Annotated in this window: 11 protein-coding genes; all 11 read left to right on the top strand. The window is 64.0% G+C overall.

From position 1 onward, the window contains the following. Nucleotides 1–26 precede the first annotated feature (26 nt). The 11 genes from Q0367_RS06145 (at nt 27) to Q0367_RS06095 (ending at nt 12190) form a co-directional block, all read left to right on the top strand. Nucleotides 27–797, top strand: a complete 771-nt coding sequence (locus tag Q0367_RS06145) for an SDR family NAD(P)-dependent oxidoreductase (RefSeq protein WP_297636028.1) — start codon at nt 27–29, stop codon at nt 795–797. Nucleotides 798–945: 148 nt separating this feature from the next. After that, nucleotides 946–2487 carry an extracellular solute-binding protein gene (locus tag Q0367_RS06140; protein WP_297636025.1) on the top strand — a complete coding sequence of 514 codons (1542 nt, stop codon included), beginning with the start codon at nt 946–948 and terminating at the stop codon, nt 2485–2487. 96 nt (nt 2488–2583) lie between these two features. Further along, on the top strand, nt 2584–3540 hold the full coding sequence (locus tag Q0367_RS06135; protein WP_297636022.1) for a carbohydrate ABC transporter permease: 957 nt from the start codon (nt 2584–2586) through the stop codon (nt 3538–3540). 1 nt (nt 3541) lies between these two features. After that, nucleotides 3542–4375, top strand: a complete 834-nt coding sequence (locus tag Q0367_RS06130; protein ID WP_297636019.1) for a carbohydrate ABC transporter permease — start codon at nt 3542–3544, stop codon at nt 4373–4375. Nucleotide 4376: 1 nt separating this feature from the next. Then, nucleotides 4377–4664 carry a hypothetical protein gene (locus tag Q0367_RS06125; RefSeq protein ID WP_297636016.1) on the top strand — a complete coding sequence of 96 codons (288 nt, stop codon included), beginning with the start codon at nt 4377–4379 and terminating at the stop codon, nt 4662–4664. 27 nt (nt 4665–4691) lie between these two features. After that, a complete protein-coding gene (locus tag Q0367_RS06120) occupies nt 4692–5798 on the top strand; it encodes an ABC transporter ATP-binding protein (protein WP_297636013.1) in 1107 nt (368 codons plus the stop codon). Nucleotides 5799–5802: 4 nt separating this feature from the next. Beyond that, nucleotides 5803–6915, top strand: a complete 1113-nt coding sequence (locus Q0367_RS06115) for an ABC transporter ATP-binding protein (protein WP_297636011.1) — start codon at nt 5803–5805, stop codon at nt 6913–6915. 49 nt (nt 6916–6964) lie between these two features. Beyond that, entirely contained in the window at nt 6965–8038 is a 1074-nt protein-coding gene (gene dhaK, locus Q0367_RS06110; RefSeq protein WP_297636008.1) for a dihydroxyacetone kinase subunit DhaK, read from the top strand. Next, nucleotides 8035–8685, top strand: a complete 651-nt coding sequence (gene dhaL / locus Q0367_RS06105; RefSeq protein ID WP_297636005.1) for a dihydroxyacetone kinase subunit DhaL — start codon at nt 8035–8037, stop codon at nt 8683–8685. Before dhaK ends, dhaL begins: the two co-directional genes overlap by 4 nt. Further along, nucleotides 8682–11231: a phosphoenolpyruvate--protein phosphotransferase gene (gene ptsP, locus Q0367_RS06100; protein ID WP_298981242.1), complete on the top strand. Its 2550-nt coding sequence runs from the start codon at nt 8682–8684 to the stop codon at nt 11229–11231. The genes dhaL and ptsP overlap by 4 nt, the downstream gene beginning before the upstream one ends. Continuing rightward, entirely contained in the window at nt 11228–12190 is a 963-nt protein-coding gene (locus Q0367_RS06095; protein ID WP_298981241.1) for a carbohydrate kinase family protein, read from the top strand. The genes ptsP and Q0367_RS06095 overlap by 4 nt, the downstream gene beginning before the upstream one ends. Nucleotides 12191–12200 lie beyond the last annotated feature (10 nt).

Raw genomic sequence — 12200 nt, 5'->3', positions numbered from 1 at the left:
CATCGATAAAACGCAAGAGGTGATCTATGACAAACCCACTGGAGCGTTTTGCTGTGACAGGAAGACGTGCGTTGGTGACAGGCGGCTCCAAAGGCATTGGCGCAGAGGCGGCGGTGGTGCTGGCGCAGGCCGGTGCAGATGTGGCGATCGTCGGCCGGGATCGGGAAGGGTTGCAGGCGACGGCTGCCCAGATTGAGGCCGCCGGCAGACGCTGCGTGGTGATCGAAGCCGACATGCGCACGACCGAAGGGCCGTTGCACGCTGCGCAGGCCGCCCTGGATGCGTTTGGAACAGTCGATATTCTCGTCAACAACGCGGGCATTGCGCGCATTGCGCCGATCCTGGAGTCGCCGTTGGCGGACTGGGAGGAGACGATCGCCGTCAACCTGCGCGCGCCCTATCTTCTGGCCCAGGCGCTGGCGCCCAAGATGATCGAGCAGCGCCGCGGCAAAATCATCAACGTCTCTTCGCAGGCGGGGGTGGTCGCCATCGAAGGCCATGCTTCCTACGCCGCCTCGAAGGGCGGCCTCAACATGCTCACCAAGGTGATGGCGCTGGAGTGGGGGCCGTACAACGTGCAGGTCAACGCTGTGGCGCCGACGGTGATCCTGACGCCGATGGGCACGCAGGTGTGGGGCGATCCTGTCAAAGCCGAGCCGATGCTGGCCAAAATCCCGCTGCGCCGCTTTGGTCAGCCGGTGGAAGTCGCCGACCTGATCCTCTTTCTGGCCTCGCCGGCGTCCGACCTGATCACGGGCGAGACGATCCTGATCGACGGAGGATACACGGCGATCTGAGAAGCGTTCATGAAGTCGCTTCTTGGATCGAACCCTGGAAATGGAGCTCCCCAGCGTTGTTCTGTGTGCTCTGCGCAGAGCGCTTCCGTCGTCCTGCGTGGAACGATAAATGGCTATCCAGTTGATGGAAAAAGGAGGCAATCCAACCATGTCCGACAAGAGTCTTTCCCAAACTCCGTTGTCTCGGCGTCAGTTGCTCAAAGGCATGGCCGCCGTCGGCGTTGCGGCGGTCGCCGGCAATGCGCTGGTCGCCTGTGCGCCGGCGGGTGCGCCTGCGCCTGCGGGTGCGCCGGGTCCTGCCGGAACGAGTCCGCTCGCCGGCACGGTGGGCGACGAAATGCGCGGCAAGACGCTCGAATTGAGCCTGGCCGTCATCGCCGGTTGGCCGCCCAGCCAGCTTCCTGTGGAAATGTTCCCCAAGTTTGCGGAGATGGCCAAAGAGAAGTACGGCTACACCGTGACGGTGCGCAAGACGGAGGCGCCCTTCGCCGCCCTCTTCCAGAAGGTGGCGCCGACGCTCGCCTCGCGTTCGCAGGAGTTCAACCTGATCGTCTCCGACAGCCAGTGGCTGGGCGCACTGGCGGAGCCGGGCTGGATCGTCAAGGCCGACGACGTCTACGCGCTCAATCCAGAGCTGGACATCGAGCCGTTCTCCAGCCTGGTGGTGGAGACCTATCAGGTTTACCCCGACGGCTCCGGCCAGCGGTGGGGCTTCCCGCAGATGCCGGATACGCAGGGGCTTTTCGTGCGCAAGGACTTGCTCGAAGACCCGGCGGAGCAGGCGGCGTTCGAGGCCAGATATGGCCGCAAGTTGCCGACCACCTATGAAGAGCTGGAGCCGCTCACCGTGCAGGAGTGGGAGCCGATCTTCGAGTTCTTCACGCGGCCGGAGCAAGACTTCTACGGCACGGCGGCGCAATACAGCAAGGAGTATGACTTCTTCTCCTGCGCCTATCATCCCTACGTCTACGCCACGGGCGGCGACATCTGGGACAAAACCACCGGCAACGTCGTCGGCGTGCTCAACACCGACGCCAACGCGGCGCAGCTGGAGTACTTCGTTTCGCTGCAGAAATATCAGCCGCCGGGATCGCCCGACTTCGGCATCGGTGAGATGATCGATCTCTTCACGCAGGGCAAGGTCTTCTCCGCCTTCAACTGGCTGGCCGTCGGCCTCTTCATGATCCCGCCGGAGCTGGAGGGCAAAGTGCTGGCCGTGCCCCATCCGAAGTTCATCTTCCCGGACGGCGAACGCAAGGTGATCGGCGCCATGGGCGGTCAGCCCTGGGTGATCAACGCCTTCAACGACGACGATCATATGCGCGTCTGCATCGACTTCCTGAAATGGTGGTATCAGGACGACACGCAGGCGGAGTTCGTGCAGAAGGGCGGCCTGCCCTGGAGCAAGAAAGGCGTCAACGCGCCCGGCTTCGAGGACTTGAAGCCCTACACGCGCGCCTTCAAGTACATGCTGGAGGAAGGGCGCTCGCGCGACTTCTGGCATCTGCCTGAATACGCCGAGCTGCTCGCCATCCAACAGGAAGCCTACAGCGCCTATGCGTCCGGTCAGGTCACCGATCCGAAGCGCGTGCTCGACTACATCGCCGGTCGGCAGCAGGCGTTGCTCTTTGAGAAGGGGCGAACGCAGACGCCGCCGCCGGACGAGCTGCGCAACCTGACGTTGATGTAATGGCGGAGTCATCTGGCGCCGCCGCGGCCGGTCGGTTTTCGCCAGGCGGAGGTCGGCGGCGCCGATGAAATGTAACCAATCAGTCTGAGAATCCATATGAGCACAGTCAACATCGCCCAGCAAGGGGAGCAGGCGATCGCCCGCAGTCGACGCAGCCCGCTGCGCGCCTTCGAGGAGTCCCGATTTTTTCCGTTGGCGCTGCTGCTGCCCATTCTGTTTTTCTTTGTGGCGCTCAACGTCATCCCCACCATCTGGATGATCGGGATGAGCTTCTACAGCTATTCGCTGATGTCGCCCGCGCCGCCGAGCTTCATCGCCATCGACAACTACGTCAAAATCTACAATGACGCCGATCTGTGGAGCGCCTTCAGCCGCACCTTTGTTTTCGTCGTCCTGGCCGTGGGCATCGAGACGGTGTTAGGCGTGCTGTTAGGGTTCCTCTTCTGGGGCAGCAGCCACATGCCGGGGCGCCGGTTGGCGCTGACCTTGCTCTTCGTGCCGATGGTGGTGACGCCGGTCGCCTCCGGCCTCTTCTGGCGGCTGATCTACGAGCCGACCTTCGGCGTCGCCAATTACTTCGTGCAGTTGCTCACCGGCTCGAAGATCGATTTTCTCACCAACGTCAACTGGGCCTTCGGCGCCGTGCTCTTCGTCGACATCTGGATGTGGACGCCGTTCATGATCCTGATGACGCTGGCGGCGCTTGGCTCTGTGCCCAAAGCGGAGCTGGAGGCGGCGGAGGTCGATCGTCTGTCCATCTGGCAGCGGCTCTGGCACGTGATCTGGCCGCATGGCAAGTTCATCCTGATGCTGGGCGTTTTGCTGCGCACGATCGACGCCTACAAGACGACGGACCTGGTCTTCCTCATGACCAACGGCGGGCCGGGCAACATCACCGAGCTGATCGGGCTGAAGCTCTACCGTTACGCCTTCGCCAGCCTGAACATCGGCTTCTCATCGGCTCTGGCCGTGATTTTGCTGTTGATCGCAATTTCGTTCACGTCCATCTATCTATGGGTGCTCAACCTGCGCCGCTATCGCGAAGGAGCGTGAAATGCAACCAACGCGTGCTCGCACCGCCGTCTACTACCTGATCTTATGGCTGGTGGCGATCTTTTTCTTCCTGCCGGTCTTCTGGATTTTGATGGCTTCGTTCAAGACGCCGAACGACATTCTGGCCGTCCCGCCGAAGTTTATCTTTCAGCCCACGCTGAGCAACATCCTCGACATGCTCTCCAGGCCGAACACCGTGCCCTACTTCATCAACAGCCTGTACCTGTCGATCACGTCGGTGTCGTTGGCGATCGTGGTCTCGTTTCTGGCCGCCTATGCGCTCTCTCGCTATAAATTCCGCGCCACCAATTTTTTGATGTTTCTGATCCTCTCGACGCGCATGGTGCCGGCCGCCGCCTTCGTCGTGCCGATTTTCCAGATGTTCAACGCCTTTCAGTGGCGCAACCAGTTCGGCGTGCTGATGCTCTACACCATGTTCAGCATCCCCTTTTCGCTTTGGATTCTCAAGGGCTTCATCGACGGCGTCTCCACGCGCTACGATGAGACCGGCTTCGTCAACGGCGCCTCTCGCCTGCATGTGATGTTCCGCGTCGTGTTGCCGCAGGTGCGGCCGGGCCTGATCGCCGCCTTTATTTTCAACCTGATCTTCGTGTGGAATGAGTTTTTGCTCAATTTCATTTTGGGAGGGCCGGGCACGCAGATGATCCCCTACGCGTTGGCGGTGGGGTTGGTCAGCGCAGGCGGCAATATCGACTGGGCCTTCGTGGCCTCGCTTTCCACCGGCTACGTCCTGCTGCCCACCGTAATGATCTTTCTCTTCCAGAAATATTTGCTGGTCGGCATGACCTTTGGCACTGTGCGCGGAGAGGTGTAAGATGAACATCGCCAGACGTCCGTTTGCTGCGACGCTGCAGGCTGTGTTGGTGGCGTGGATGTTGATCAGCATCGTGCTGATCGGCCAGCAGGTGAGCATGCGTCTTTACCAGATCGGCCTGGTTTCGCTGGTGCTCTCTGCGCTGAGCCAGATCGCCGTCGGCAACATCCCGCCGACGGCCAATTTCAGGCGCTCGGCGTTGCTTTATCTCTGGTTTGTCTCTCTGATCGTTTTGATCTTCGCCATCAGCATCGCTCTGGCGCCGTGGTTGGCGTCGTTGGGGCGGTGACAACACCTAGCGAGAAACGGGCGACGCATGATTGCTGTCGAATTGCAGAATCTGGCCAAACGCTATGGCCGCAAACAAGTTTTGAAAGATGTGAGCCTGACCGTTGAGTCAGGCGATTTCATGGTGGTCTTTGGGCTGCCTGCTTCGGGAAAATCGGTGCTCGTGCGGCTGCTGACCGGCCTGGAAGCGCCGGATCAGGGGCGCGTGATCTTGCGCGGGGCCGACGTCTCCAAGCTTTCCGCCGGGGAGCGCAACATCGGCTACGTGCCGCAATCCTTTGCCCTCTACCCGCATTTCACCGTGCGTCAGAACATCTCCTATCCGCTCGACCTGGCGCGCGTGCCCAAGGCCGAGATCGAGCCGGAAGTGCAGCGCGTCGCCGGGCTGCTCGGCATCCAGGACCTGCTCGATCGCAAGCCCGACCAGTTGAGCGGCGGCCAAAAGCAGCGCGTGGCAATCGCGCGCGGCCTGATCAAGCGCACCGACATCTACGTGCTCGACGACCCGCTGGTCGGCCTCGACTTCAAGCTGCGCGAACGCCTGATCGACGACCTCAAGCGCACGCAGGAGCTGCTCAAGGTCACTTTCATCTACACGACCTCGGACGCCGTCGAGTCGCTCATGCTCGCCAGCAAGATCGCCGTGCTCGACGCCGGCGAGATCGTCGAATGCGGCGCGCCGGAGGCGCTCTACGCCAACCCTCAGCGCGTGCAGACCATGCATCACGTCGCCTTTCCACAGGCGAACCTGACGCCGGGCATGTTGCGGCAACAAAGCGGTGAACTGCTGGTGGAGACGCCCCTCGCCTGCATGAAGTTCGACGGCGAGCGACCGGAAAAACCCTTCGGCGACGTCCAGGTCGGCGTGCGGCCGGAGCACATTCGCATCGGCGCGCCGCCCGCCGACGGCTGGCTGACCCATCAGGCGAAGGTCCTGTTGCGCGAGGACCTGGGCGGCGAGGAGATCGTCTACCTGGACGTGAACGGCGTCGTGCTCACCACCGTGCTGCGCAGCGACGACCAGACGCAACAGCACGTGGAGATCGATCAAGTTGTGCGCATCAGCATTCCCCCGCAGCAGATGGTGGTCTTTCAAGAAGGACGCCGCATCGGCGTTTGCAAAGTGTCGGAGTGAACCTGTGCTGGACATTCGCGTAGAGAACCTTCGCAAAGAATTCGGCAGCGTCGTCGCCGTCGATGACCTGACCATCACCTTCCCCGCCGGCTCGACGACCTGTCTGCTGGGGCCTTCGGGCTGCGGCAAGACCACGCTCATGCGTATGATCGCCGGGCTGGAGACGCCCACGCGTGGGGAGGTCTATTTCGGCGACCGCTGCGTGACGAAACTTTCCACGCGCGCCCGCAACATCGGCATGGTTTTCCAATATCCGGTGGTCTACCGCGGCAGCAACGTGCGCGAGAACATCGAGCTGCCGCTGCGCGCCGAGAAGCTGAGCAAGGCGGAGATCGACCGTCGCATCGATGAGGTGGTCGATCTGCTGGAGATGCGTCACGCCGTCGACGCCTCCATCGAGGAGCTCGACAACGGCACGCGCCAGAAAGTGGCGGTGGCGCGCGCGGTGGCGCGGCGCCCTCAGATCATCCTCTTCGACGAGCCCATCACCAACGTGGACATCTCTTCCAAGCTGCAACTGAAGCGGGCGCTCAAAGAGTTGGTGACGCGACTCAAACAGACCATCCTCTACGTCACCCACGATCAGACCGAGGCGATGACGCTCGCCGATCAGATCGCGTTGATGAAGGATGGCCGAATCGTCCAGTATGCGCCCCCGCGCGAGTTGTATGATCGCCCCAACGACGTCTTCGGCGGCTGGTTCCTGGGCAATCCGGGCATGAACTTCATCGAAAATTTTGTCAATGGGAGCCAACAAGGAGCCTTTACAAGCCCGCTCTTTGCGCGCCCGCTGCGCCTCGATGGAAGGGCCGCCGGCCCGTTGACGCTCGGCGTTCGACCGGAGCATGTGCGCGTCTACCCGGCCCCCCGTTCCGACGCCGTCCCGGCGCGCGTGCTGAGCCGGGCGATCGTCGTCGGCGGCCAGCAGCTGGTCGCCCTGCAAGTCGCCGATTTCGTGCTCAAGGCGAAAGTTGCAGCGGACGTCGGCCGAACCCTGACGCAGGAGGCGTGGGTGCACGTTCCGCTGGAGCGCGTCACCCTGTTCGGCGCCGATGGGCACAAACCCGGCGTCGCCTTGCAGCATGCAGTCGATGAATCGCTTCACCCGACACCGTGACTTCCAACACCGTGACTTCCAACACCATGACTTCTTGATGGAGCCGCCCATGAAGAAACTGATCAACGCTGTAGACGCCGTCGTGCGTGAACAGATGGAGGGCATGGCGCTCGCCCATCCCGACCTCCTGCGCGTTTCCCTGGAGCCCAAATACATCGTGCGCGCCGATGCACCGGTGGCCGGCAAGGTCGCCGTCGTCTCCGGCGGGGGCAGCGGCCACGAACCGCTGCACGGCGGTTTCGTCGGCTATGGCATGTTGGACGGCGCCTGCCCGGGCGAGATTTTCACCTCGCCGACGCCGGATCAAATTTTCGCCTGCGGCATGGAGGTCAACGGCGGCGCCGGCGTGCTGTTGATCGTGAAGAACTACACCGGCGACGTGCTCAGTTTTGAGACGGCCGCCGAGCTGCTGCATGGCGAAGGCGTCGCCGTGCGCACGGTGTTGGTCGACGACGATGTGGCGGTGAAGGACAGCCTCTACACAGCCGGGCGCCGTGGGGTCGGCGGCACCGTGATCGTCGAGAAGATCGCCGGCGCCGCCGTCGAGGCGGGCTACTCGCTGGCGCAGGCCGCCGAGCTGGCGCAGCGCGTCAGCGTCAACTGCCGTTCGATGGGCATGGCGCTGACCTCCTGCACGACGCCTTCGGCGGGCAAGCCGACCTTTGACCTCGGCGAGCACGAGATCGAGATCGGCATCGGCATCCACGGCGAGCCAGGACAACGCCGCATCCCGATCATCGACGCCGACGCCATCACGACGCTGCTCGCCGAAGAGATCCTCAACGATGGGCCGTACACGCGCACGGTGCGCTCCTTTGACCCGATGACCGGCGACTGGGCCGAGGTGAGCCTGACCAGCGAACCTTTCCGCGCCGGCGATCGCGTGATCGCCTTCGTCAACAGCATGGGCGGCACGCCCGTCTCGGAGCTGTACACCGTCTACCGTCGACTGGCGATGATCTGCAAAGAGCGCAACATTGTGATTGTGCGCAACCTGATCGGCGCGTATATTACTTCGCTGGAGATGCAAGGCTGCTCAATCACGTTGACGCGCGTCGATGATGAAATGGTGCGCCTCTGGGACGCACCGGTGAAGACGCCAGCGCTGCGATGGGGAATATGATGATCACAACAGCAGATATGGAGGCATGGCTGCAAAGGGCGGCCGATGTGCTTGAAGAAAACAAGGGGTATCTTACGGAGCTGGACGCCGCCATCGGCGACGCCGATCACGGCGTCAACATCGCGCGCGGCTTCGCCGCCGTCGTCCAGAAGCTGGCGGCGCAGCCCGGACAGCCGCTCGGCCCGATGTTCAAGAGCGCAGGCATGACGCTGATGTCGACCGTAGGGGGCGCCAGCGGCATGCTCTACGGCAACTTCTTCCTCAAAGCCGCCAACGTTGCAGGCGACCGTCAGGCGTTGACGCCCGCCGAGCTGCTGGCGGTATTGGAGGCGGGGCGCGACGGCATTGTGCAGCGTGGGCGCGCCGAGCCAGGAGATAAAACCATGATCGACGCCTGGACGCCTGCGGTCGATGCGCTGAAGGAGGCGCTGGCGGCGGGACAGCCCCTGCCGGCGGCCTTGTGCGCCACGGCCGCCGCCGCAGAGGCGGGCATGCGCGCTACGATCCCGATGCAGGCGCGCAAAGGCCGCGCCAGCTACCTGGGCGAGCGCAGCATCGGCCATCAGGACCCGGGCGCTACGTCGACCTATCTGATCCTGCGTGCGTTGGCGGACGCACTCGCCGATGAGGATGCAAAACAAGCATGATCGGTCTGGTGATTGTCTCCCATAGCGCGCAGCTCGCCGAAGGGGTGCGCGAGCTGGTCGAACAGGTGGTGCAGGGCGGCGCAGCGATCGCCGTGGCCGGCGGCACCGACATCCCTGACGCGCCGATCGGCACCGACCCGGCCAAAGTGGCGGCGGCCATCGAGTCGCTGCTCATCCGCCCCGAGGTGAGCGACGTGCTGGTGTTGATGGATTTGGGCAGCGCCATCATGAGCGCCGAGGCTGCGTTCGACCTGTTGCCCGAAGCAATGCGCAGCCGGGTTCATCTCTGCGAAGCGCCGCTGGTGGAAGGCGCGCTGGCCGCTGCAGTGCGCGCCAAAATCGGCGGCTCGCTGGCCGAAGTCTACGCCGAGGCGCGCGATGCGCTTGCGCCGAAGATCGAACAGCTTGCAAGCTGGCAGCATCTCCTGCCTGCAGCGGTCCCCCTCGCAGAGGCGGCTCCAGAGCAGGCCGATCGAGAGAGCGTGGAACTGACCATCGTTGTGCCGAATCAGCTCGGCCTGCACGCCCGGCCGGCGGCGCGATTGGTCACGCTGGTCGCCCAGTACGACGCCCGCGTGACCCTCACCCACGACGGCCGCACCGTGCCCGCCACCAGCCTCAACCGGCTGGTGACGCTCGGCGTGCGTCAGCACGACGTGCTGGTCGTGCGCGCCTCCGGCCCCGACGCCTCCGCCGTCATTGAGGCGATCGAGGCGCTGGCGCTGGACAATTTCGGCGACCCGATCGAGGTGACCGAGCCGACGGAGATCATTGCGGCCGCTGTGTCGGAGGAAGGCGATGTGGTGGTGGGCGCGCCCGCCTCCGAAGGCGTCGCCGTCGGCCCCGCTTTTCATTTGCGCGCGCCGGCGATCGAGCTTGAAGAGGGGGTGGTCGCCGACACTGCAGCCGAGCGCCAGCGGCTGCGCGAAGCGGTGGCCGCCGTTATGGAACAACTGCGCACGTTGCGCGCGGAGACCACCCGTCGCGTCGGCGCGGCGGAAGCGGGCATCTTCGACGCTCAGATGTTGATGATCGGCGACAGAGATTTGCTCGACGCCGCCGAAGAAGCGATCGAGCTGCGTCGCCTTGACGCCGCCAGCGCCTGGAACCTGGCCTTGCGCGCAGTGGTGGCGCGCTACCGCGCGCTGGATGATCCCTATCTGGCGCGCCGCGCGGAGGACGTGCTCGACGCCGGCCAGCGCGTGCTGCGCCATCTGGCCGGCGTTCCGGCGGACGCCCTGTTGTTCGACCCGCCGGAGCCGGCCATCCTGGTGGCGACGGACCTCAGACCATCTGACGTGGCGCGGCTGCCCGCAGGCCGCGTGCTCGGCATCATCACGGCGGAGGGGGGCGTCACCGGCCACGGCGCCATTCTGGCGCGTTCGCTCGGCATCCCAGCCGTGACCGGCGTCGGCGCAGTGGCGCTGACGATCGCCGACGGACAGATCGTGGGATTGGACGGCGGCGCCGGCCACGTATGGCTTGCGCCCGATGCCCAGACGATCGAGCAGCTGCGTCAGCGACGGGAGCGTTGGCTGACGGAGCGCAGCGAGTCGCGCAAGCGCGCACAGGCGCCCGCCCGTCTGCGCAGCGGCGAAACGATCGAAGTGGCCGCCAATATTAATCTGCCCGGCGAGCTGGAAACCGCACTCCTGAACGGCGCCGAAGGCGTCGGCCTCTTTCGCACCGAATTCCTCTACTTTGAACGCGAAGCGCCTCCTTCTGAGGAGGAGCAACTGGAAATCTACCGGGACGCCGCACGACGGTTGGACGGCAGGCCGCTGGTCATCCGCACGCTCGACGTCGGCGGCGACAAGCCATTGCCCTATTTGCGCCAGCCGCATGAACCGAATCCATTTTTGGGCCAGCGCGGCCTGCGTTACTGCCTCGACCATCCCGGCCTTTTTCGCCCGCAGATGCGCGCCATCCTGCGCGCCGCAGCCGACTATCCGGTGCGCGTCATGTTCCCGATGGTGAGCCGTTGGGAGGAGCTGGTGATGGTGGACGCCCTGATCGACGAGATCTGCGCCGAGCTGCAGGCGGAGGGGCTGCCGTTCGATGAAGACCTGCAGCGCGGGGTCATGATCGAGACGCCGTCGGCGGTGTTGATCGCCGACCATTTGGCGCGGCTGGTGGACTTCTTCAGCATCGGCACCAACGATCTCGCCCAGTACATCATGGCTGCGGATCGCGACAATGCAGCCGTGGCCAACCTGGTGAGCGCCTACCAGCCTGCAGTGCTGCGCGCCATCCGCGAAACTGTGGAGGCCGGTCGCGCCGCCGGGATCAAAGTCAGCCTCTGTGGCGAGATGGCGGGCGATCCAAAAGCGACGGCGCTCCTGATCGGCCTAGGGATCGACGCGCTGAGCATGAGTCCGGCGGCGATTCCTCTCGTCAAAGAGCGCATTCGTCGCCTCGACATGGCCGAGGCGAAGCGCATCGCCGCCCTGACGCTGGAGATGAGCTCCGCCGAAGAGATCGAAGCCTATCTTAGCGACGTTGAGCAAACAGAACTTGCAGCAAAAAGGATGGAGAGCGAGCCATGACCACCGTCGTGAGTCTGGGAATCCACATCGTCGACATTCTCGGAAGGCCGGTCACGCGCATCCCTGATGGACAGAACGTCGATCTGCTGGAAGAAATCCGCATCACCGTCGCAGGGACGGCGGCCGGCGCGAGCGTCGATTTGGCCAAACTGGGCGCGCGCGTGATCGCCATGGGCGCGCTGGGCAAAGATGAGCTGGGCAACTTCGTCGTCTCCACGATGCAGCACTACGGCATCGAGACGCGCTATCTGCGTCGCAAGGAGGGCGTGCAGACCTCGGCCACCATGTTGCCGATCCGTCCCAACGGCGAGCGTCCTGCGCTGCACGTGCCCGGCGCCAACGGCGCGCTCACGCTCGATGACATCGACTTCGACGTCATCGCCGAGGCCGATGTATTGCACGTCGGCGGCACGTCGCTCATGCCGCGCTTTGACGGCCCGCCTACGGTGGAGGTGCTCAAATTCGCCAAATCCAAAGGCGTCACCACCACCTTTGACCTGGTCGCCATCGACCGCCCCGATCTGCTCGACCTCATCGAGCCATGTCTGCCCTACATCGACTACTTCATGCCCGGCCTCGACGAGGCGCGCATGATGTGCAAACTCCACGACCGCCGCGAGGTGATCGCCTTTTTCCTGGAGCGAGGGGCGAAGCACACCGTCTTCAAGATGGGCGCCGAGGGCAGCAGCATCGCCTACCGAGAAAATGGCGAAATCTGTGAGATTCGCCTGCCCGCCTATCGGGTTCCGGTGGTGGACACCACCGGCTGCGGCGACGCCTACTGCGCAGGCTTTATCGTGGGGTTGGGGATGGGCTGGAGTTTGGAGGAGGCCGGCCGGCTTGGCTCCGCTGCGGCTGCGCTCGTGGCCACGGGCCTTGGCTCCGACGCCGGCATCGTCGATCTCGAGCACACCATCGCCTTCATGCGCTCGGCCACACCGCTGCCGATGACGCAATGAGTCCAAAGGA

This window comes from uncultured Caldilinea sp. (assembly GCF_937128415.1).
Classification (GTDB): Bacteria; Chloroflexota; Anaerolineae; order Caldilineales; family Caldilineaceae; genus Caldilinea.
This window is presented reverse-complemented; position numbering and strand designations above follow the sequence as displayed.